The 20,215-nt window shown below is 61.6% G+C and carries 22 protein-coding genes; 8 read left to right on the forward strand and 14 right to left on the reverse strand.

From position 1 onward, the window contains the following. Positions 1-3: 3 nt before the first annotated feature. The 3 genes from V7651_RS00750 to V7651_RS00760 are packed head-to-tail and all read right to left on the reverse strand — an operon-like array spanning position 4 to position 2,657. Positions 4-264 (reverse strand): DUF3253 domain-containing protein, encoded by a 261-nt coding sequence (locus tag V7651_RS00750; RefSeq protein ID WP_335611857.1) that lies wholly within the window; start codon positions 262-264, stop codon positions 4-6. Further along, complete coding sequence (locus V7651_RS00755) at positions 261-1,496, reverse strand: serine hydrolase domain-containing protein (RefSeq protein WP_335611858.1); 1,236 nt, start codon at positions 1,494-1,496, stop codon at positions 261-263. Before V7651_RS00755 ends, V7651_RS00750 begins: the two co-directional genes overlap by 4 nt. After that, positions 1,497-2,657 carry an acyl-CoA dehydrogenase family protein gene (locus tag V7651_RS00760; RefSeq protein ID WP_335611859.1) on the reverse strand — a complete coding sequence of 387 codons (1,161 nt, stop codon included), beginning with the start codon at positions 2,655-2,657 and terminating at the stop codon, positions 1,497-1,499. A gap of 107 nt (positions 2,658-2,764) precedes the next feature. On the opposite strand from V7651_RS00760, the gene V7651_RS00765 reads away from it, so the two are divergent. Both V7651_RS00765 and V7651_RS00770 read left to right on the forward strand, forming a co-directional pair. Next, on the forward strand, positions 2,765-3,193 hold the full coding sequence (locus V7651_RS00765; RefSeq protein WP_051624468.1) for a PaaI family thioesterase: 429 nt from the start codon (positions 2,765-2,767) through the stop codon (positions 3,191-3,193). Further along, complete coding sequence (locus V7651_RS00770; protein ID WP_035535817.1) at positions 3,190-3,978, forward strand: SDR family NAD(P)-dependent oxidoreductase; 789 nt, start codon at positions 3,190-3,192, stop codon at positions 3,976-3,978. The genes V7651_RS00765 and V7651_RS00770 overlap by 4 nt, the downstream gene beginning before the upstream one ends. Before the next feature lie 24 nt (positions 3,979-4,002). Here V7651_RS00770 and V7651_RS00775 read toward each other — a convergent pair whose 3' ends face one another. The 3 genes from V7651_RS00775 to V7651_RS00785 form a co-directional block, all read right to left on the reverse strand. After that, positions 4,003-4,620: a glutathione S-transferase family protein gene (locus V7651_RS00775; RefSeq protein ID WP_335611860.1), complete on the reverse strand. Its 618-nt coding sequence runs from the start codon at positions 4,618-4,620 to the stop codon at positions 4,003-4,005. Between the two features lie 120 nt (positions 4,621-4,740). Further along, the gene (locus tag V7651_RS00780; protein WP_335611861.1) at positions 4,741-6,675 is read right to left on the reverse strand and encodes a TonB-dependent receptor; all 1,935 of its coding nucleotides are present in this window, start codon (positions 6,673-6,675) and stop codon (positions 4,741-4,743) included. A 281-nt stretch (positions 6,676-6,956) separates the two neighbouring features. Then, entirely contained in the window at positions 6,957-8,243 is a 1,287-nt protein-coding gene (locus V7651_RS00785) for a NupC/NupG family nucleoside CNT transporter (RefSeq protein ID WP_035535815.1), read from the reverse strand. A 241-nt stretch (positions 8,244-8,484) separates the two neighbouring features. Between V7651_RS00785 and V7651_RS00790 the strand changes: the two genes are divergently transcribed. Beyond that, positions 8,485-10,026: a S10 family peptidase gene (locus V7651_RS00790; RefSeq protein WP_335611862.1), complete on the forward strand. Its 1,542-nt coding sequence runs from the start codon at positions 8,485-8,487 to the stop codon at positions 10,024-10,026. A 472-nt stretch (positions 10,027-10,498) separates the two neighbouring features. On the opposite strand, the gene V7651_RS00795 is transcribed toward V7651_RS00790, so the two are convergent. The 8 genes from V7651_RS00795 to fabD form a co-directional block, all read right to left on the reverse strand. Next, the gene (locus V7651_RS00795) at positions 10,499-10,717 is read right to left on the reverse strand and encodes a hypothetical protein (protein ID WP_335611863.1); all 219 of its coding nucleotides are present in this window, start codon (positions 10,715-10,717) and stop codon (positions 10,499-10,501) included. A 53-nt stretch (positions 10,718-10,770) separates the two neighbouring features. Beyond that, entirely contained in the window at positions 10,771-11,412 is a 642-nt protein-coding gene (gmk, locus tag V7651_RS00800; RefSeq protein WP_335591305.1) for a guanylate kinase, read from the reverse strand. Continuing rightward, positions 11,402-12,289: a YicC/YloC family endoribonuclease gene (locus tag V7651_RS00805; RefSeq protein ID WP_335611864.1), complete on the reverse strand. Its 888-nt coding sequence runs from the start codon at positions 12,287-12,289 to the stop codon at positions 11,402-11,404. Before V7651_RS00805 ends, gmk begins: the two co-directional genes overlap by 11 nt. After that, positions 12,282-13,313, reverse strand: a complete 1,032-nt coding sequence (mltG, locus tag V7651_RS00810) for an endolytic transglycosylase MltG (protein WP_335611865.1) — start codon at positions 13,311-13,313, stop codon at positions 12,282-12,284. Before mltG ends, V7651_RS00805 begins: the two co-directional genes overlap by 8 nt. A 64-nt stretch (positions 13,314-13,377) precedes the next feature. Continuing rightward, a complete protein-coding gene (gene fabF, locus V7651_RS00815; RefSeq protein ID WP_035535809.1) occupies positions 13,378-14,664 on the reverse strand; it encodes a beta-ketoacyl-ACP synthase II in 1,287 nt (428 codons plus the stop codon). Positions 14,665-14,680: 16 nt separating this feature from the next. Next, positions 14,681-14,914: an acyl carrier protein gene (locus V7651_RS00820; protein ID WP_034737469.1), complete on the reverse strand. Its 234-nt coding sequence runs from the start codon at positions 14,912-14,914 to the stop codon at positions 14,681-14,683. A gap of 114 nt (positions 14,915-15,028) precedes the next feature. Beyond that, positions 15,029-15,766, reverse strand: coding sequence for a 3-oxoacyl-[acyl-carrier-protein] reductase (gene fabG / locus V7651_RS00825; RefSeq protein WP_335611866.1), 738 nt, complete (start codon positions 15,764-15,766; stop codon positions 15,029-15,031). After that, complete coding sequence (fabD, locus tag V7651_RS00830; RefSeq protein WP_335611867.1) at positions 15,759-16,721, reverse strand: ACP S-malonyltransferase; 963 nt, start codon at positions 16,719-16,721, stop codon at positions 15,759-15,761. The genes fabG and fabD overlap by 8 nt, the downstream gene beginning before the upstream one ends. A gap of 209 nt (positions 16,722-16,930) precedes the next feature. Between fabD and rpsF the strand changes: the two genes are divergently transcribed. The 5 genes from rpsF to V7651_RS00855 all read left to right on the forward strand — a co-directional run bounded on the left by rpsF (position 16,931) and on the right by V7651_RS00855 (position 20,200). After that, positions 16,931-17,269, forward strand: a complete 339-nt coding sequence (gene rpsF / locus V7651_RS00835) for a 30S ribosomal protein S6 (protein WP_034737475.1) — start codon at positions 16,931-16,933, stop codon at positions 17,267-17,269. 18 nt (positions 17,270-17,287) lie between these two features. Beyond that, positions 17,288-17,545 carry a 30S ribosomal protein S18 gene (gene rpsR, locus V7651_RS00840; RefSeq protein WP_034737477.1) on the forward strand — a complete coding sequence of 86 codons (258 nt, stop codon included), beginning with the start codon at positions 17,288-17,290 and terminating at the stop codon, positions 17,543-17,545. Between the two features lie 11 nt (positions 17,546-17,556). Continuing rightward, on the forward strand, positions 17,557-18,150 hold the full coding sequence (rplI, locus tag V7651_RS00845; protein WP_035535806.1) for a 50S ribosomal protein L9: 594 nt from the start codon (positions 17,557-17,559) through the stop codon (positions 18,148-18,150). Positions 18,151-18,299: 149 nt separating this feature from the next. Beyond that, entirely contained in the window at positions 18,300-19,790 is a 1,491-nt protein-coding gene (locus V7651_RS00850; protein WP_035535805.1) for a replicative DNA helicase, read from the forward strand. Between the two features lie 68 nt (positions 19,791-19,858). Further along, the gene (locus V7651_RS00855) at positions 19,859-20,200 is read left to right on the forward strand and encodes an ArsR/SmtB family transcription factor (protein ID WP_035535804.1); all 342 of its coding nucleotides are present in this window, start codon (positions 19,859-19,861) and stop codon (positions 20,198-20,200) included. Positions 20,201-20,215 lie beyond the last annotated feature (15 nt).

A 20,215-nucleotide genomic window follows, 5' to 3' on the forward strand; every position in this document is an offset into this window, starting at 1 on the left:
ACTTTAGGCTGGCGGCAGGCCGAGACGGTATACGCCTTTGAACGTGTCGAGATTCTCCACAGGCTTGCCCTTCCGGTAAATCGCAATCGTGCCCGCCTTGGCGAGGCGGACGGCTTCAGCGCGCACATCCTTGAGCACGCGCTGGAAGTTCTCCTCGCTCACAGCGCGGGCCGCTTGTTCGGCGCTGATCGTCTTGCCGACGCCGCATTCGGCGGTCAGCGACAGGATCGCCTCGCGCACTGCACTATGTCCCGGCTCGCTCACCAGTCGATCGCCGCATAGGCAAGCTGCTGGAATTGCTGGCGCATCGGATAGGAGGAGGACGGCATGAGCTGCGTCGCCTGAATGCCGATGATCTCTTCTTCCGGGTCAATCCAGAAATAGGTGGAGGCCAGACCGCCCCAGCTGAACGTGCCCTCGCTGCCCGGCTGCATGCCGGCGACGACATCGGTAACCACCGAGCCGCCAAGGCCAAAGCCGACGCCATCGGCCATGACTTCGGTGAACATGGACTTGCCCATGTCGCGCATGGTCTGGCCAAAGGGAAGATGGTTCTGGCGCATGAATTCCAGCGTCTTGGGGCTGATAATACGTTCACCATCAAGCGTGCCGCCGCGCAGGATCATCAGGCAGAAGCGATGATAGTCGCGCATGGTGGATACAAGACCGCCGCCGCCATTCAGCAGAGTCGGTCGTTTCGCATAGAGGCGCGACTCGGCGCCTGCCGCATCGGCCAGCGTTGTTTCGCCCGTTTGCGCATCTTTTTGGTAGCAAGCCATCAGGCGGTCGATCTTGTCTTCCGGCACCCAGAAATCTGTATCGTGCATGCCAAGTGGGCCCGTGATGCGCTCGCGGAAGAAGGCGTCGAGCTCCATACCGGATGCAATCTCGACAATTGCCCCGAGCACATCGATCGAGTGGCTGTACCACCATTCATCACCGGGCGAGCATTGCAGCGGCAGCTTTGCGAGGCGCTTCGACATTTGCAGGAGCGTCTCGTCAGGCCGACCGATCTTTTCCTTGCGGTACAGCGCATCCACGGGATGCTGCATCATGAAGCCATAGGTGAGGCCTGACGTATGGGTGAAGAGGTCCAGCACTTTCATCGGCCGGTCCGGCTTGCGGGTCTTGATCGCATCACCCTCGCCGCTCTCATAGACCATCACGTCCGCGAATTCGGGAATGTACCGGCTGACATCATGGTCGAGGCGCAGCTTGCCTTCCTCGAACAGCATCATGGCGGCCAGCGACGTGATCGGCTTGGTCATCGAATAGATGCGGAAGATCGTGTGCGGGCCGATGGGCTCGCCGCTGCCGAGATGCGTCGTGCCGGAATAGTCTTCCAGCGCAATCTCGCCGCCGCGCGAAATAAGCGTCGCCATGCACGGCACCTTGCCGGTGTCGATATAATTGGTTCTGAAATACTCAGGAATGGCCGCGAGACGGTCCGGATTGAGGCCAACTTCGTGCGGGTCTGTAGGGTCGTGGTCGAACATTTATAGCTTTCCCGCTTTGGCGGCGCGGGCGAGTTCCCGCGCAATGATGATCTGTTGAATCTGAGTCGTGCCTTCATAGAGGCGGAAGATGCGGACGTCGCGGTAGAAACGCTCAATGCCATAATCGGTGACGTAACCGGCCCCGCCGAACACCTGCACGGCGCGGTCTGCCACGCGGCCACAGGCCTCGGTGGCAAACAGTTTCGTGCACGAGGCCAGCATGGTGACATCCTCGCCCGCATCGCGGCGGCGGGCAGCGTCGAGGATCATGCAGCGGGCCGCATAGGTCTCGGCCTGGCTGTCGGCGATCATGGCCTGGATCATCTGGTGTTCCATGATCGGCTTGCCGAACTGTTTGCGCTCCAGCGAATAGTTGACCATTTCCTTGATCAGGCGCTCTGACACACCCGTGGCGACAGCCGAGATGTGCAGGCGACCCTTGTCGAGCACGCTCATGGCCACCTTGAAGCCTTCGCCCTCGCCCGCAAGGCGGTTCTCGACCGGCACGCGTGCGTTTTCGAAGATCACGTCGCAGATATGCGCGCCCTGCTGGCCCATCTTCTTCTCGGGCTGGCCGACCGACACGCCCGGCGTATTACGCTCGACGATGAAGGCGCTGACGCCCTTGGCGCCCGGCGTCGACGGATCGGTGCGCGCCATGACGGTGAACAGGTCCGCCTTGTTGGCATTGGTGATGTAGCGCTTGGTGCCGTTCAGCACGTAATGGTCGCCGTCGCGGATGGCTTTCGTGGTCAGGCTGCCGGCGTCAGAGCCTGCTTCCGGCTCGGTCAGCGCGAAGCTCGCGATCAGGTCGCCACTGGCAATGCCGGGCAGCCATTTGGATTTCTGCGCATCCGTACCGAACAGGACCAGCGCCTGGCTGCCGATACCAATATTGGTGCCTGCAACCGAGCGGAAGGCTGGCGACGTGTGGCCGAGCTCGAACGCCACGAGGCATTCGGTTTCCATGTCGAGCGCGAGGCCACCGTATTCTTCCGGCACGGCAATGCCGAACAGGCCGAGATTCTTCATCTCGTCGACGATGGATTGCGGCACGGCATCATTGTCGCCGACTTCGGCCTCGATCGGTATGCATTTCTCGGTCACAAAACGATTGACCTGCTCGATCAGGGCGGCGCGGATTTCGGCATCGAAGGCCATATGGAGGCTCCCATTTATGTTTGTCGGCAAGATGATATGCCGTTGGGGCACGCTTGTCGAAGGGTGACCGTGCGGTATCAAAGCCAAAAGGGAGGAACAAGCCGCAAATGGTGACGACGGAAGTAACAGAAGGCGAGTTCAAGGGCTGGCACACCTGGCCCGAAGAGCCATTCGAATACGACACGGCCGGCCCGTTCTACATGCGGACCGACGAAAAAGGCCCGGTTGCGGCCTTTCGCGCCCAGCGCAAGCACATGAACGCCGGCGGCGTCGTGCACGGCGGCTGCCTGATGACCTTCGCGGACTATGCCCTCTTCGCCATCGGCCATCAGGGCATGGAGGGCGTTTATGGCCTTACCGTCGCCTTTACCGCAGAATTCCTCGATGGCGCCCGTGAGGGCGAGCTGCTCGAGGCGCGGGGCGACCTGCTGCGCCAGGGCCGCTCCATCACCTTCGTACGCGGCATCATCACGGCTGACGGCCGCCCCGTTCTCAATTTTTCCGGCACAATCAAAGTGAAAAGGCCCAAAGCATGACCCAGCCCCCCTATCAGGAACTTTCCCGCTCCATCAAAGGCAAGACCGCCCTCATCACCGGCGCGGCCAGCGGCATGGGAAGGGCAACCGCCCACCTCTTCGCCCGCGAAGGTGCGAATGTCGCGGTCACCGACCTGAAACAGGAAAACGTTGACCGCGTTGTCGACGAGATAAACGCGGCTGGCATCGGTCATGTGAAGGGCTGGGCGCTGGACGTGAGCGACGCTGACGCCATCAAGCGCGTGGTCGACGAGGCCGCCGCCCATTTCGGCGGCATGGACATACTCGTGAACAATGCCGGCTTCGCCAAAGCGGGCGATGTCGGCGAGGAAAGCTATGAAGACAGCTGGGGCCCGAGCATCAATGTCATGCTCACCTCGCACCAGCGCGCCATCCGCGCCGCCCTGCCCTACATGCGCAAGAATGGCTGGGGGCGTATCGTCAATATCGCCTCCACCGAAGGCCTCGGCGCAACGCCCGGCAACTCGCCTTACGTTGCCGCCAAGCATGGCGTGATCGGCCTGACGCGCGGCCTTGCGGTCGATCTCGGCCGCGAAGGCATCACCGTGAACTGCATCTGCCCCGGCCCGATCATCACCGGCATCACGAGCGGCATTCCTGACGAGCACAAGGAAATCTATGCCAAGCGCCGCGTGCCGCTGCGCCGTTACGGCATTCCGGAAGAGGTCGCCAACATGACCCTGTCGCTGGTCCTGCCGGCTGCCTCATTCCTCAATGGCGTTCACATCCCGGTCGATGGCGGCATGTCGATCAAGAACGCCTGACGCCAATAGTGGGTTTGCGAGGGCTCAGCCCTTCGCGAACCCACGCGCGGTCATCGCGGCGTGCCAGCGGCCAAGGTGTTCGAATTCCTTGTGCGGCTCCCATTTCATCACGCGGGCAAAGCCCACGGCGATGTAGAGCGTGATATCCGCAATCGAGAAACGGTCTGCCGCGACGAACTCATGGGTCGCAAGATGCGCGTCGAGGCGCTTGGCCATCGACCGCGCCGCTTTCTCGCCCTTGGCCGCAGCCTCGGGGCTTTGCGGCACTTCCAGCGGCGCCATCATCGGGTGCGAATTGCGGAACCAGCCGGCAAACTGGATGAAGAACATCAGCTCGATGCGCCGGTCCCACATCTCAATCAGGGCCTTCTCCTTCGGGTCCGTGCCCATCAGGTTTGGCTCGGGAAAGATGCCTTCCAGATAGGTGCAGATCGCGCGGCTCTCGGTGATCGCCGTGCCATCGCCCAGCACCAGCGCTGGCACCTGCGAATAGGGTGAGACCTCACGGTATTCCGGTGTCTTGTGCTGCTGATCCATGATCGACACATCGATCATCTCCACAGCGTCGAGCTTACCTTTCGCGCGCAGGAAAAAGACCACGCGATCCGGGTTTGGCGCCTTTGGGCTCTGGTAAAGTTTCATCTGTTTCTCTCTCCCTTTTCATTATCGTAGCGCTCATCCTGAGCGAAGTCGAAGGACGGGCGCGTGCTACTGACCTCCCGGCTCATCCTTCGACTTCGCTCAGGATGAGCCTGCCTTCATCTAGAATGTCTTCCTCACGCCCAGCGTCGCATTGAGCGGTTCGCCTGGGAAGTAGCGACCATTGCCGAAGGCGAGGTCCGCGCGGTCGGCATAGGCCTCGTCCGTCAGATTACGCACGATCAGGAACACTTCCGTCCCCTCGCCGAAGGCATAGGACCCCCGCGCCGACAGCACGGTATGGCCCGGATAGGTCGCCGTATTTGCGGGATCCATGAAATATTCGCCGACATGTTCCACCGATAGGGATAGGCCGAGCGCCTCTGTCGCCTGCCAGTCGAGCGAGGCATCGGCCAGCCATTCCGGCGCCGTGTCGATCTGGTTGCCATCGCTGATTGTCTCGGTGCCTGAGCCGACAACGCGGTCGAACGTATAGGTCTGGTCAGACCAGCTGACATTGCCCTTCAGCGCCAGCGTATCGGTAATATCGAACGCCGCTGCGGCCTCCACGCCGACATGGCGCGTCGAGCCGTCCGGCACGTTGAGGCCGTCACTGTCGCGGAAGAAGAAATTCTCCTTGTCCATCCAGTAGGCAGCGACATCGAACACAAGCCGTCCGTCCACGGCGCTGCCGCGTGCACCGAACTCAACGCTGTCCAGCGTCTCGGTCTTCACCTGCCCGGCCACCTGCAGGCTCTGTAGCCGATAGAGATCGGAGGCCTGCGGTGCCCGCTCGCCGCGCGCATAGTTCACGTAATAGCTCACATCACCCGGCGACCAGATCAGGCCCAGCTTCGGCGTCAGCAGGTCGAAATCATCCGTCCGGTCGGCCGGCACATTGAAGCGACCATTGATGCCGACCGGCGCAGCGGTCGAATAATCATATTCATGCGTCTCGCCGCGAAGGCCCGCCAGCACGCTGACATTGTTGCCCAGCGCAAACTCGGCTTCGCCCCATAGCGCCAGCTCGGTCGTGTCGACCGTGTAGTCATAATGGACGCCCTGCGGGAAGCGCCCGTCGCCAGGAAAGAAGCCGAACGGGTCCGGCTGGATTTCCTTGAGGTAGCCGCTCGCCACATCCACATCCGCGCCCACGCGCAGTTCCAGCATCTCGCTCGCCTGCCAGCCATAGCGCGCCATCAGGCCGCCGCCCGTATGGCCGTTCTTCTCGACGCCGCCATTGGGCAGGAAGTGCTGCGAGAAGATCATCGCCTGGCTATGCGCATACGGCGTCAGCACCAGCGTGCCGGGCCCGAGTTCGCGTTCAGCCCGCATACCCAGCCGCGCCGACCATGCGTCGCGATAGGCTTCCGGGTTCGGGTTCTGCTTGACGAGATCACGGTCCTTGTAGCTGTCAGTGCCATTCACAAAGCCCGCCGATTCCTGATTCAGGTTCGAGGCTGACAGCCACGGCGTCACATCCCACGCGCCCAGCGAATAAGCGCCGACGGCCGAGAATTTCTGCTGGTCGGTGCCCGTATTGTCGCGCCAGCCATTGTCATGCTGCAGCGACAGGCCGAGGCGCACATGTTCGCCATCGTCCAGTGCTGCGTCACTGCGATAGCGCCCCAGCGTGCCATAGCTCGCGCTGGCAAAGCTGCCATCGCCCGGCTTGCCGAGGATCACGTTGACGAGCCCGTGCACGGCGTTCGAGCCATACTTGGCGCTCCCCGGCCCGCGCACCACTTCGATGGCCTCGGCCACTTCATGATGCGGCTCCATCAGGCTGTTGACGTTGCCAAAGGCGGGCGAGCGCGTCGGCACGCCATTCTCGAGGATCAGGAAACTGCCCTGTCCTGCCCCGCCGGTCAGCACCGGCGAGCGGATGGCAATCAAATGCTCCTGCCCGGAATTCATTTGGATGTTGACGCCCGGCAGCGTGTTCAGAATCTCAGCGGGGTGATCGGCGAGCGTGTCGGCGATATCCTTGCTGGTAGCAGCGGAGAAGCTGCCGGGATCGCTGAACTGACGATCCCCGTACACCTTGATTGGCTTCATTCGGCGATGCACATTTTTGCAGCGTGAACTATCCGGTCGGGATAAATCTAGATCATCCTCCACTTCAATGTGCTGCATCATCAAAACGCAGACCAGTTCAGGTTCTGGCTCGTCAGGACCCTCCTGCGCTGCCGCCTGCCCCGCAAGACATGTCGCTAGAACGGCAAGGCTGGCGGAGGTCGCAATCAGTCGGTGCGGCATGGAAAACCCTTCGGCTTGGTTGCAATGTCCGAGACTTAGGGCGATCCCCGCCCCTTGGCGAGCCCTCCCCGAGCGTCAGCTCAGTGCGCAAACAGTGCGAACGGCAGCGCGCCGACAATCGCGCCGGAAATACATGTTGCCAGCGTTCCCGCCAGCAGCGTCTTCCACGCCAGCTCAAGGAAGGTCGAGCGCCGTGTCGGTTCGATAATGCTGAGCCCGCCGAGCAGGATGCCGATGGAGCCAAAGTTCGCGAAGCCGCAGATCGCATGCGCCGTGATCATCCGCGCGCGCGGGCTGAGGCCCTCGGCCGCATCCCCTGACAGCTGCAGGAAGGCGACGAACTCGGTCAGCACCGTCTTGATGCCCATCAGCGAGCCAGACTGCGCCGCCTCGCCCATCGGCACGCCAATCATGTACATGACAGGCGCGAAGATCCATCCGAGGATGCGCTCGATGGAAAGCGGCGCGCCGCCGAAATCCGGCAAGGCGCCGAGGCCGAGGTTCACAAGGTAAAGCGCCGCAAAGGCCGCGATCAGCATGGTCACGATATTGGCGATGATTTTCAGGCCGTCGCTGGCGCCGGTCGAGAAAGCATCCATCGTGGAATCATATTCGAAATCAGGCTCGTGGGCGCGCTGCGTCTCGTCCACCGTCTCGGGCACCATGACCAAAGCGAGCGCCACGGCGGCCGGCGCCGCGATCAGCGATGCGGCCAGCAGCTGGCCCAGCGCATTCGGCAATACGTCCTTCAGGAACACCCCGTAGAGCACCAGAACGCTACCCGCCACGGTGGCGAAGCCAGCCGTCATCATGATGAAGATTTCAGACCGCGTCATGCCCTTGATGTACGGTTTGATCAGGATCGGCGCCTCGGTCATGCCCATGAACACATTCGCCGCCACGGCCAGCGAGGTTGCCCCGCCCAGCCCCATGAAGCGCCGGAACACGCTGGCAAAGCCCTTGGTTACCCAGCGCAGGATATGCCAGTGCCAAAGCACGGCGGACAGCGACGCGACGACGATGATCAGCGGCAGGAGGTGCACGGCGAAAATGGGCCCCGGCTGGCCTGTAAAGCCTTCCCATCCGGCCTGCGTCCCGAAGATGGGGCCAAATACGAACTCTGTGCCATAGGCCGTTGCGGCGATGAGGCCATCGACCACCATGTTTGCGGCAAACAGCGCATCGCGCACGACTGGAATGCCGAACAGGACGAGCGCAAAGGCAAACTGTATGGCGACAGATCCCAGAACGATCTTCCAGGGGAACGCCTTGCGGTTCTCGCTGAGGCTCCATGCGATGGCGAAGATGACCGCAATGCCGAGCAGTGCCCGCGCATTGTCCCAACCCCATTCAAACCCTGCTGGCATCCACACGCTCCCTTGCCCGATCTCAACCCTCTAAGACTTAGCCGCCACAGTCGTGAATGGAAAGCACGCAGGTGCGCCACAGCGCGTCTCGCGCCATGTTGCCGGAAACCGTGGCACCAAAACCCGGGGCGCTTTGACGCCCCCGCGCTCCGGCGACTGGTTTTTACCTTTACAATCAAGTACCTCCCTTCCAAACCGCAAGCCTGCCCCGGTCATGCCGTGGGCCCCCGGACGGAGAGATATGATGATGCGCGCCCTGTTCATGGCCCTGGTAATGGCCTTTGCCACGCCTGCCTTTGCCGACCCGGAGACCGCCAAACCGGACGACGAAAAGACCGAATCCAAGCCCGTGCCCGATCCGGTCATGTTCGAGAGCAAGCATAGCGGCGTCTTCGGCGGCCAGAAAATCGCCTATCATGTCGAAGCGGGCGAAACCTATATCGCCAATGAAGAGGGCGACCCCGCCGCCAGCCTCTTCACCATTTCCTATATCCGCGACAATGCGGGCGCTGACCGGCCCGTCACCTTCGTCTTCAATGGCGGCCCCGGCTCGGCCTCCGTCTGGCTGAACCTCGGCCTGCTCGGCCCGAAGCGCGTTGAAGTCGCCAGCGATGCCGACGCGGATGATGGCGCCGCGCCCTACAGGCTCCTCGACAATGAACAATCCATGCTCAACGTCACCGACCTTGTCTTCATCGATCCTGTCGGCACAGGCTACAGCCGCGTCGTGGGCGATGGCGAAAACGCGGACTATTGGAACGAAGACGGCGACGCCAGCTCGATTGCCGAATTCATCCGCATCTGGATCACAAAGCACAAACGCTGGAACGCCCCGAAATACCTCGCCGGCGAAAGTTTCGGCACGACACGCGCCGCCTATCTCGCCAATGAACTGACCACAGGCGACGTCGATATCGCCCTCAACGGCATCGTGCTGATCTCGCAGGCGCTCGACTATGAGGGCTCCACCTCGGTCGACGACAATGTCTATTCCTACATCACCTACCTGCCGAGCATGGCCGCCGCCGCGCAATATCACGGCAAGGCTGGCCAGGGCGTGGTCCAGGCCGATTTCCTCGGCGAGGCCCGCGCCTTTGCCCGCGATGAATATGGCCCGGCGCTGCTCAAGGGCGACCGTCTCAGCCCGGATGAACGCGCGCATATCCGCGACCGGCTCGCCTATTTCACCGGCCTTGATCCCGTCTATATCGAGCGCTCCAGCCTCCGCATCCTGATGCCCCGTTTCCAGAAGGAGCTCCTGCGCGACAAGGGCCTGGCCCTCGGCCGCCTCGATGGCCGCTATGCCGGCGACGAGGCCGACGATATCGCCGAGGCCCCGGAAGACGACGCAGCGAGCTATTTCGTCAGCTCCGCCTATTCCGCGCTGATGAACCAGTACTTGTCGACCGATCTCGGCGTCGAGATGGACCGGCCCTACATGGTGTCCAGCAGCGAGGCAGGTTCGCAATGGGACTTTGACGACAAGGCGGAAGGCGAATCCTGGGAGCCGCATTACGTCAATGTCGGCCGCCAGCTGACGACCGCCATGCGCCACAACACGGCCCTGAAGGTCATGGTGGCCAGCGGCTATTACGACCTGATCTGCCCCTTCTTCGATGCAGAGATCACGTTCGGCCGCTATGGCATCCCGCAGGACCGCGTCGCCCTCACCTACTACCAGGGCGGCCACATGATGTACCTCAACGACGGCGCAATGGACGCGCTGGTCGCCGACATCCGTACCTTCTACGCCGGCAACCTGAAGGACGCCCGCCCGGACTAGGAGGCGCCTTCCCCACACGCCGCACTCCCGGCGAACGCCGGGACCTCAGGGAATTGGAGAACCGAGCCTAGCCCCGCGCGCCCCCCTCTCCCTTCTGGGAGAGGGGCCGGGGGTGAGGGGTCACGGAACGTCCCACAAGCCCCGCCGCTCGCAGCGACGCCATCGCCCCTCATCCCCAACCCTTCTCCCAAGGGAGAAGGGAGCGCACTGCAGGTATCACGGCGCCGTGCGCAAGCCTCCAAAGGGGCTCATCCTGAGCAAAGCCTGTCCTCGCGAAGGCGGGGATCGAAGGACGCGCCCCATGCGATGAAAAGAAGAAGCCCACGCCCGCCCTTCGGCGTCGCTCAGGGTGAGCGCTTCTCTCGCACCATCCCCCCCACCGCAGTCCCGGCGAACGCCGGGACCTCAGGCAATTGAAGAAAGTTTTCACCCGCGAGAGACCCCGGCTTTCGCCGGGGATACGGCCTACCAGTTACGGCTTCCCGTCAAACGGCTCGACCACAATATCGGTCACTTCCTCGAATGTGTGCGAGCGGTCCATGCCGCCGCGCAGGACATACCAGGCGACCAGAACAATCGCGGCGAACGGGAGCAGCCATAGGAGCCACACCCGCTTCGCCTTGGGGCGCGGCGGAGGGGCCGGCGGCTCAGGCATCTGGCCACCGGTCTGCGGTTCATTATCGTTCGTCATGCGCTGGCCCTTTCCGGGAGGACTTGCAAAAACGGCTAAACGGTTCGGTTGTCTCAGGCCTCGCCAAGGAGGCGGCGGACATGGTCTTCAAGGTCCAGCTGGCGCAACCGTTTCAGGCGCTCCACCAGCAGGATGCGGCGCAGGCGCTGGTACGCCTCCTCGAGATTGTCATTGACGATGGCATAGTCATAGCGGCGCCAGTGCATGATCTCGCGGCGCGCATCCACCATGCGGCGGGCCACGTCTTCCGGCGTCGAGCCTTCGCGGGCGGCAAGGCGCGCTTCCAGCTCTTCGATGCTTGGCGGCAGGATGAAGACCGAGACGACATCATTCGGCATCTGGTCATGCAGCGCATCGGCGCCCTGCCAGTCCACGTCGAACAGGATGTCCTCGCCGCTCTCCAGCTTCGCCACCGTGTCGGCGCGCGGCGTTCCATAATACTTGTCGAACACATGGGCCCATTCGAGGAATTCACGGCCCGCGATCATGGCCTTGAAATCCTCAACGGACTTGAAGTGATAGTGCGCACCTTCCTGCTCGTTCGGGCGTGGCTTTCGCGTCGTGGCGGAGACCGAAAGGTTCACGTCCTCGAACTCGTTCAGCAGCATGTGCGACAGCGTCGTCTTGCCTGCGCCCGACGGGCTCGACAGGACGAGCATCAGCCCCCTGCGCTTTCCCATTTGCTCATTCGACATTCGCGGCCTGCTCCTTGAACTGGTCAATCACCCCTTTGAGGCCGAGACCAGCATTCGTCAAATCCAGGCTGACAGATTTCGAGCAAAGTGTGTTGGCTTCGCGGTTCAGTTCCTGCGCCAGGAAGTCGATCTTGCGACCTGCCGGCGAACCGGCAGCAAGCAATTCCCGCGCGCCGATAAAGTGCGCCGACAGGCGGTCCAGCTCCTCGCGCACATCGGCTTTCGCCGCGCTAAGCGCGATTTCCACCGCAGCCCGGTCCGCATCGACGCGGCCCTCGGCGTCAAGTTCATCGAGTTGTTTTGTGAGGCGCGCCTTAAGCAGCGCGGGCTGGCCCTCAGCCAGTTTCGCCGCTGTGGCCGCAAAGCCCTCCATCTCGCTGACCAGCCCCGTCAGCACGTCCTTGAGCGAAGCGCCCTCGGCCAGCCGCGCGGCAGCGAGTTCATTCAGCGCGGTCTCCGCCGCCTGCGCCAGTGTCGCGATGGCCGCTTCGTCCTGCGCCAGTTCGCGCAGCGAGCTGCCGCCCGTTTCGACGACGCCCTTCAGCGTCATCAGCGTGGCAATCGCCTCGCCTGAAAGGCCAACGCCATGAATCGCCTGCGCCGCATCCGTCAGCGCCGCCAGAAGCGGCTCGTTGACGGTGACTTTCTCGTCGCCCGCGCTCATGTCGATTCGCAGCGACACCTGAAGCGAGCCGCGATTGAACAGTTTCGACGCGGCCGCCTTAACGCCGCGCTCCAGCGCGTCGAAGCCCGGCGGCGTGTTCACGCGCACGTCGAGGCTGCGGCCGTTCACGCTTTTCGCTTCCCAGGCCCAACTGCCCCAGGACGCTTCCCCCGTGACGCGGGCAAAGCCGGTCATGCCGGACAGTTCACTCATTTGTTGCCCTTTCCCGCGCGATCTCGCCGCGCTCGTATTTCCGATAGGCCGCCACATTCCGATTATGCTCGGCCAGCGTCTTGGCGAAGAGGTGCCCCCCTTTGCCGTCTGCCACGAAGAAGATGTACTCGGTTTCGGGCGGATCTAGCACTGCGGCAATCGCGTCACGGCCAGGATTGCAAATTGGCGTCTTTGGCAGGCCATCAATCTGGTAAGTATTCCAGTCGGTCTTGCGGTCGATTTCAGAGCGCAGGAGCGTGCGGCGCTTGCCAGCCTTGTTGTACAGAGGCTCGCCCTGAGAGACGCCGTAGATGATCGTCGGGTCGCTCTCCAGCCGCATGCCGCGTTTCATACGCGTGATGAACAGAGCGGCGACTTCGGGCCGCTCTGCCGCATTGCCCGTCTCCTTCTCCACGACAGAGGCGAGAATCACGGCTTCCTGCGGCGTACTGATCGGCAGGCCTTCCTGACGTGTCGGCCAAAGCTCGGCCAGCAGATCGTCCTGCGCCTTGGCCATCTGGGCGATCATCTTTGCCCGCGTCATGCCGCGGTGGAAGAGATACGTATCCGGAAGAAGGCTGCCTTCTTCAACGGGGAGTTCCGGCATTGGGCCAATCAGCACCGGATCGGATTCAACAAGACGAAGAATTTGCGCCGTGGTGCGCCCCTCAGGCAGCGTGATCTTGTGCATCACGGCCTTGCCTTCGATGAGTATCTCCAGGATTTCGCCCATGCTGGCCTGCGGTTCGATCACGAACTCACCGGACTTCAGCGCGCCCTCTGTCCCATCAATCCGAACCTTGAGCCGTAACAGCCAGGCCGAGCGGATGACGCCGTCATTCTCAAGTCGGGTGGAGACTGTGGAGAAGCCTTCGCCGGGTTCAACGACAAACAGGGTTTCAGCGGAGGATGGCCCATCCTTGGCGACTTCATTGCCAAGCCAGATCCAGCCAGCACCAACGACAGCCGCCGTGAGGATTACGACAGCCACGATGAGTGACAACAGGGCTCGGATGAACTTCATGAAACGCCTCACACGAATCTGGCAATGCCAGCCTACATGCCCGCCCCTGCCCGGCGATAGTGGCCTATTTCACTTCCCGTATGACAAGCGACGCATTGGTGCCGCCAAACCCGAAGCTGTTCGACATGGCAGCCCGCACGCGGCCCTTCTTGGCCTTGTGGGGAATGAGGTCGATCGGTGTCTCGAAGCTCGGATTGTCGAGGTTCAGCGTCGGCGGCATGATCTGGTCGCGAATGGCGAGCGCGCAGAACGCGGTCTCGATCGCGCCGGCAGCGCCCAGAAGGTGGCCGATGGCCGACTTGGTCGACGACATGGAGAGGTTCTTGGCGTGATCGCCATAGGCCCGCTCAACCGCGCCGGCTTCGCCTTCGTCACCCTTCGGTGTCGAGGTGCCGTGTGCGTTGATGTAGTCGACTTCGGTAGGATCAATACCGGAATTCTTGAGGGCCATTTTCATGGCGCGATAGCCGCCTTCGGCGCCTTCAGCCGGTGCGGTGATGTGATAGGCGTCGCCGGTCAGGCCATAGCCGGAAACTTCGGCATAGATCTTCGCGCCGCGCGCCTTGGCATGCTCGTACTCTTCGAGAACAAGCACAGCCGCGCCATCACCCATGACAAAGCCGTCGCGATCCTTGTCGTAAGGACGCGAGGCCTTTTCAGGCGTATCGTTGAAGGCTGTGGACATCGCCTTTGCGGCGCAGAAGCCCGCAATCGCGATGCGTCCGATAACGGCTTCAGACCCACCCGCCAGCATCACGTCGGCATCGCCGAACTTGATGAGACGCGCAGAGTCGCCGATGGCATGCGCGCCAGTGGCACAGGCCGTGACGACCGCGTGGTTCGGTCCCTTGAAGCCGTGCTTGATCGAGACCTGGCCGGAGGCAAGGTTGATCAGCGCAGACGGTATGAAGAACGGGCTGACCTTGCGCGGGCCATGCTCGTGCAGGGTGACAGCCGTATTGTAGATGGATTCAAGGCCGCCGATGCCGGAGCCAATCATGACACCCGTGCGTTCCTTGCTCTCTTCGTCCTCGGGACGCCAATCTGCGTCCTCGACAGCTTCTTCAGCCGCCGCGATGGCGTAGAGAATGAACTCGTCGATCCGGCGCAGCTCCTTGGGGGAGACAAACTTGTCCGGATCAAACGCATGGGGGTCGCCTGCCCCACCGCCACGTCCGTTGGTCCACGGTACCTGAAACGCAATCTTGCAAGGCATATCTTCGGGATCGAAGACGTCGATGCGCCTCGCTCCGGATTTTCCAGCAATCAGGCGTTCCCAGGTTGCCTCGCGCCCGAAGGCGAGCGGAGAGACAATCCCGATACCCGTTATAACAACGCGGCGGTCAGACATGCAGTATCAGCCCTATTTAGATGTGGGCTTTGATGTGAGTCACCGCATCGCCAACGGAGCGGATGGATTCCTGCACATCGTCTGGGATCTCGATGTTGAATTCTTCTTCAAAGGCCATGACCAGTTCAACCAGGTCCAGCGAGTCAGCGCCGAGGTCGTCGATGAAGCTTGCGCTCTCAACAACTTTGTCGGCGTCCACGTCGAGATTATCGACTACGATTTTTTTAACACGCTCAAGAACGTCAGACATGAATACCTCTCTAGATATGCCCGATAGCCGGCTCATTTCTGAACCATTGTGTTGCGCCTAGCACACCCTTGGCGAAAGCGCCAAGCCCTAGTCGCAACGGTTACTGTAGCGAAATCAGATCATTACCATACCGCCATTTACATGTAGCGTTTGACCCGTAACGTAAGCGGCCTCGCTGGAAGCAAGATACACTGCGGCTGCAGCGATGTCTGCCCCCTGTCCCAGACGGCCCGAAGGGATCTGCCCAAGCAGCGCGGTTTTTTGCGTTTCCGGCAGCCCATCCGTCATCGGTGATTCGATGAATCCGGGCGCAATTGTATTGGCGGTGATGCCGCGGCTGGCCACTTCCTGCGCGATCGATTTGGTGAAACCGATCATGCCGGCTTTCGAGGCACAATAATTTGTCTGGCCGGGGTTTCCGGTGACGCCGACTACCGAAGTGATTCCGATGATGCGGCCATAGCGGCGCTTCATCATGCCGCGAACGGCTGTCTTCGTGAGGCGAAAATAGCTGCCAAGGTTCACCTGAAGCACGTCATTCCAGTCCTCATCCTTCATCTGGATGAGCAGTTTGTCCCGCGTGATGCCTGCATTCGCGATGAGGATGTCCAGCGGCCCTACGGCGGCTTCGGCACGGCCCACGAGTCCGTCGACAGCCTCGGCGTCAGACAGGTTGCAGGTGACGATGGCGCTCTCGCTCTTCAGCGTGCCTGCGACCTCCTCCAGCACGTTCTCACGTGTGCCGGAGAGGGCGACCTTGGCGCCTGCCTCTGACAGGGCTGTGGCGATGGCGCGGCCAATGCCGCCCGATGCGCCGGTAACCAGGGCCGTACGGCCGGTGAGATCAAACATGGGCTTCTCCCTTGATGGCTGCTGCGAAGGCTTCAAGATCCTCGGGCGTGCCGAGTGTGAAACCATTCAGTGACTTTTCGATGCGGCGCTGCATGACGGTCAGCACTTTGCCTGCGCCAGCTTCTCCGGTCGTGGTCACGCCCTTGCCGACCATGAACTGGACGCTCTCGGTCCAGCGCACGCGGCCTGTGACCTGATCGACCAGGTTCTTGCGGATCGTATCCGGGTCAGACGTTGGCGAGGCCGAAATATTGGCAACGACCGGCACGACAGGCGCCTTGATCTCGATGCCAGCCAGCGCCTCAGCCATGGCATCGGCGGCAGGCTGCATCAGCGAGCAATGGAACGGTGCGGACACGTTGAGGAGCATCGCCTTCTTCACACCATTCTCTTTGGCATGGGCGCACGCGGCTTCAACGGCGGCCGTGGAGCCAGACAGAACCAGCTGCCCCGGCGCATTGTCATTGGCGAGTTCGCACACGCCGCCAGCCTCACGGCCTGCCACGCAGGCGGCTTCAGCCTGGGCGACGTCAGCCCCCAGAAGCGCCGCCATCGCGCCCTCACCCGGTGCGACAGCGCCCTGCATGGCATTGCCGCGAATACGCAGGAGACGCGCTGTGTCTGCGAGGCTGATCGCGCCAGCTGAGGCCAGCGCCGAATATTCGCCCAGCGAATGGCCCGCCACGAACATCGCATCGGCCGCAGAGAGGCCAAATTCGGCCTCAAGTGCCCGCATCGCGGCCACGCTGTGGGCCATAAGGGCAGGCTGTGTATTGGCTGTGAGGGTCAGGTCGGCGATATCGCCGTTCCACATCAGGTCAGACAGGTTCTGGCCAAGCGCTTCATCAACTTCTGCGAAGACTGCCTTTGCCGCCGGGAAAGCATCTGCGAGCGCTTTGCCCATGCCGATTTCCTGGCTGCCCTGGCCCGGGAATATGAATGCCAATCCTGTCATTGTCTGGTCCTCCGGATTTTCCGTCGTGCCTAATGGCGCTCGCGAATGTAAGCAAGCGCTTGAAATCTGCGCCATTTTGGGCTTAAGACGCGCGTTCACACGCAGGGATGCGGTCCTCAATAGCCCGGAATGAGCCGGACGAAGAGGGGCCATCGCTGGGCAGTTTCCCGCTGCCGAGCGCCGCACTCCTCATTTTTGGGAATAAAAACATGGCACTATATGAGCATGTCGTGATCACACGACCTGACATTTCGCCGGCACAGGTCGACACTTTTGTCGAAGAACTGTCCGGCTTCCTCAAGGAAAAAGGCGCAACTGTCGGCCGCACAGAATATTGGGGCCTGCGCAACCTTGCCTATCCGATCAAGAAACAACGCAAGGCGCACTATTCGCTCCTGAACATCGACGGCCCAGCCGAAGCGATCCACGAACTGGAACGCCGCCTGCGCATTTCCGACGATGTGATGCGTTACATGACGATCCGCGTCGAGTCGCACAGTGACGAGCCTTCGGCTGTCCTGTCGCGCAAAGAACGTCGTCGCGACTAGGACAGGAAAGGACATCAAATGGCTCAGAAACTGAACATCACGAACATTCCTGCCCGTCGCCCATTCGGCCGTCGCCGCAAGGTGGACCCGTTTACCGGCGAACACGCCCAGGAAATCGACTACAAAGACGTGAAACTGCTGCAGCGTTACATCTCTGAAAAAGGGAAGATCGTTCCTAGCCGCATCACGGCCGTCAACCTCAAGAACCAGCGCAAGCTTGCACAGGCGATCAAACGCGCCCGCATGCTGGCCCTGCTTCCGTTTGAAGTGAAGTAGGAGACACAACCATGCAAGTGATCCTTCTTGAACGCGTCGAGCGCCTTGGAAAGATCGGAGACGAAGTCTCCGTGAAGAACGGCTTCGCGCGCAACTTCCTCATCCCGCAGGGCAAGGCCCTTCTCGCAAATGACAAGAACCGCGCGCGGTTCGAAGCTGAGCGTGATGTGATCGAGCAGCGGAACGCAACGGCCCGTGCGGCTGCCCAGACCGAAGCAGAGAAACTTGAAGGCAAAGTCTTCACGATGATCCGCCAAGCTGGCGACACCGGCCAGCTCTTCGGTTCGGTCACCGCCCGTGACATCGCTGAAGCAGCTGCTGAAGCCGGCTTCAAGGTTCCGCTTAGCGGCGTGCGCCTCGACAAGCCGATCAAGGCAATTGGCCTCTATGAAGTGTCGATCCGCCTTCACGCGGAAGTCACCGTCACCGTTCAGGCCAACGTGGCCCGTTCGACGGAAGAAGCCGAACGCCAGGAAAAAGGCGAAGACATCGTTGCCTCCCTGCAGGAAGCTAACGCTGCATTTGCCAGCGAACAGGCCAGCGAGCTGAAAGAAGCTGCAGCCGAGCTTTCCGACATGATCGGCGGTTCGGACGACGAGGACTAGTCCTCTCGCGACAGCGATATAAAATCAGAAAGCCGCAGCTATCCACAGCTGCGGCTTTTTTGTGATTCAAAAAGAGTAAAAGGTGAACGCTGCCGTAAAGGCTGCCGGAGGCGCGCGCTTTCCCGCGTCTTTTAGGCTATGATTAACTTATGCCTCTCGACGATCACCCCTCCGAAAACATGCTGACCGCGCCGAACAACCTGTCGGCCGAAGCCGCTGTGCTGGGCGCAATCCTGTTCGATAACAATGCCTATCAGCGCGTCGCTGATATCCTGCGCCCGTCGGACTTCTATGCCCCTGCCCACCAGGAGCTGTATGACGTCGCCGCCACCATGATCCAGCAAGGCCGGGTCGCTGACGGGGTCACCCTGCGCGAGCATTTCGAGAAAGCCGAGAAGCTGACCGAGATCGGCGGCGCGCGCTATCTGGAACAGTTGCTGGACAGTGCGGCTTTCGGACCGGAAGTCTCAGACTATGCCTACATGATCCGCGACCTGGCGATGCGCCGCGCGCTGGTTGATATCGGTAGCGAACTCAAAGGCCGCGCGCTGACGCCGGGTCCCGATGAAGACGGCGCCCGCCAGATCGAGCTGGCCGAGCGCCAACTGTTCGATCTCGCCGAGCGCGGCTCTACCGGGCGCGGCTTTACCAGCTTTGCCGAAGCCCTCGTCGAATCACTCAAGTCGGCTGAAGCGGCCTTCAAGCGCGAAGGCAAGATCGCCGGCATCCCGACCATGCTGCGTGACCTCGATGACAAGCTCGGCGGCTTCCACCGGTCCGACTTGCTCATCCTCGCCGGTCGTCCTTCCATGGGTAAGACATCGCTGGCCACCAACATCGCATACAATGCCGCGGCGGCCTATCGCGCCGAAGTGCAGGATGACGGCTCAAGGAAGACGGTCGAAGGCGCGGTTGTCGGCTTCTTCTCGCTGGAGATGTCCAACGAGCAGCTCGCGACACGTATTCTGGCCGAGCGGACAGGCATCACGACCCACCGCATCCGGCAGGGCGACCTCGACAAATCGGACTTCGAACGCCTTCGCGAGGCCACCGAAGAGCTGCAGAACCTGCCGCTCTATATCGATGATACCGGCGGTATCTCGATCAGCCAGCTCGCGGCCCGCGCGCGGCGGCTCCAACGGTCGGCCGGCCTCGACCTGATCGTGATCGACTACCTGCAGCTGATCACGGTCACCAATGGCAATTCCAACGCCAACCGCGTGCAGGAAGTGACCCAGATCACGACCGCGTTGAAAGCGCTCGCCAAGGACCTCAACGTGCCCATCCTGGCGCTGTCACAGCTGTCGCGTGCCGTCGAACAACGCGACGACAAACGTCCGCAACTGTCTGACCTTCGCGAATCCGGTTCGATCGAGCAGGATGCCGACGTCGTGATGTTCGTCTATCGCGAGGAATACTATCTCGCCCGGTCTGAGCCCGGCGCAGACCCGAATGATCCCTCCTCGAACGAGAAATGGACCCAATGGCGGGCCCGGATGGACCAGATCTACGGCATTGCCGAAGTTATCATCGGCAAGCAACGCCACGGCCCGATTGGCAAGGTCGACCTCGCCTTTGACGCCAATATCACGCGCTTCGGAAACCTTGATCGCGCCGGCATCGAACGCGAAGAAGACTAGCACTACCGAAAATTCATATGCCCAAGATAGCCATTGCTTGGTCTGTTTATTTCCACTATCGTTGAAATATGGAATCAAATGTTGCCGTTGCCCGCCTTTCTGCGCTTGCCCAGCCAAACAGACTGGCTGTGTTCCGATTGCTTGTGCGCGCCGGCAATGAGGGCATTAGCGCTGGCGATATTGCGCGTTCACTGAACGTTGCAGCCAATACACTATCGTCTCAGCTCAACATCCTGTCTCACGCCGGACTTGTGACCAGCACAAGGGACGGGCGATCCATCATCTATCGTGCAGCTTTCCATGCTATGGCAGACTTGATGGTATATCTCGTGGAAGACTGCTGCCAGGGCCACGCGGATATCTGCGTACCCATCTCAGAAATCACTGACAGGATCGCCTGCTGCGGCTAGCGAAGAGGGGCCATT

Source organism: Hyphomonas oceanitis, from assembly GCF_036964545.1.
GTDB classification, from domain to species: domain Bacteria; phylum Pseudomonadota; class Alphaproteobacteria; order Caulobacterales; family Hyphomonadaceae; genus Hyphomonas; species Hyphomonas oceanitis.

Excerpts from the sequence above, each read along its gene's own strand:
- rpsF (WP_034737475.1), top strand. The coding sequence starts at position 16,931 with ATGGCACTATATGAGCATGTCGTGATCACACGACCTGACATTTCGCCG.
- mltG (WP_335611865.1), bottom strand. The coding sequence starts at position 13,313 with ATGAAGTTCATCCGAGCCCTGTTGTCACTCATCGTGGCTGTCGTAATC.
- fabG (WP_335611866.1), bottom strand. The coding sequence starts at position 15,766 with ATGTTTGATCTCACCGGCCGTACGGCCCTGGTTACCGGCGCATCGGGC.
- V7651_RS00780 (WP_335611861.1), bottom strand. The coding sequence starts at position 6,675 with ATGAAGCCAATCAAGGTGTACGGGGATCGTCAGTTCAGCGATCCCGGC.
- fabF (WP_035535809.1), bottom strand. The coding sequence starts at position 14,664 with ATGTCTGACCGCCGCGTTGTTATAACGGGTATCGGGATTGTCTCTCCG.
- V7651_RS00765 (WP_051624468.1), top strand. The coding sequence starts at position 2,765 with ATGGTGACGACGGAAGTAACAGAAGGCGAGTTCAAGGGCTGGCACACC.
- V7651_RS00760 (WP_335611859.1), bottom strand. The coding sequence starts at position 2,657 with ATGGCCTTCGATGCCGAAATCCGCGCCGCCCTGATCGAGCAGGTCAAT.
- rplI (WP_035535806.1), top strand. The coding sequence starts at position 17,557 with ATGCAAGTGATCCTTCTTGAACGCGTCGAGCGCCTTGGAAAGATCGGA.
- V7651_RS00790 (WP_335611862.1), top strand. The coding sequence starts at position 8,485 with ATGATGATGCGCGCCCTGTTCATGGCCCTGGTAATGGCCTTTGCCACG.
- V7651_RS00850 (WP_035535805.1), top strand. The coding sequence starts at position 18,300 with ATGCCTCTCGACGATCACCCCTCCGAAAACATGCTGACCGCGCCGAAC.
- V7651_RS00795 (WP_335611863.1), bottom strand. The coding sequence starts at position 10,717 with ATGACGAACGATAATGAACCGCAGACCGGTGGCCAGATGCCTGAGCCG.
- rpsR (WP_034737477.1), top strand. The coding sequence starts at position 17,288 with ATGGCTCAGAAACTGAACATCACGAACATTCCTGCCCGTCGCCCATTC.
- V7651_RS00785 (WP_035535815.1), bottom strand. The coding sequence starts at position 8,243 with ATGCCAGCAGGGTTTGAATGGGGTTGGGACAATGCGCGGGCACTGCTC.
- V7651_RS00820 (WP_034737469.1), bottom strand. The coding sequence starts at position 14,914 with ATGTCTGACGTTCTTGAGCGTGTTAAAAAAATCGTAGTCGATAATCTC.
- V7651_RS00755 (WP_335611858.1), bottom strand. The coding sequence starts at position 1,496 with ATGTTCGACCACGACCCTACAGACCCGCACGAAGTTGGCCTCAATCCG.
- fabD (WP_335611867.1), bottom strand. The coding sequence starts at position 16,721 with ATGACAGGATTGGCATTCATATTCCCGGGCCAGGGCAGCCAGGAAATC.
- gmk (WP_335591305.1), bottom strand. The coding sequence starts at position 11,412 with ATGTCGAATGAGCAAATGGGAAAGCGCAGGGGGCTGATGCTCGTCCTG.
- V7651_RS00805 (WP_335611864.1), bottom strand. The coding sequence starts at position 12,289 with ATGAGTGAACTGTCCGGCATGACCGGCTTTGCCCGCGTCACGGGGGAA.
- V7651_RS00770 (WP_035535817.1), top strand. The coding sequence starts at position 3,190 with ATGACCCAGCCCCCCTATCAGGAACTTTCCCGCTCCATCAAAGGCAAG.
- V7651_RS00775 (WP_335611860.1), bottom strand. The coding sequence starts at position 4,620 with ATGAAACTTTACCAGAGCCCAAAGGCGCCAAACCCGGATCGCGTGGTC.
- V7651_RS00855 (WP_035535804.1), top strand. The coding sequence starts at position 19,859 with ATGGAATCAAATGTTGCCGTTGCCCGCCTTTCTGCGCTTGCCCAGCCA.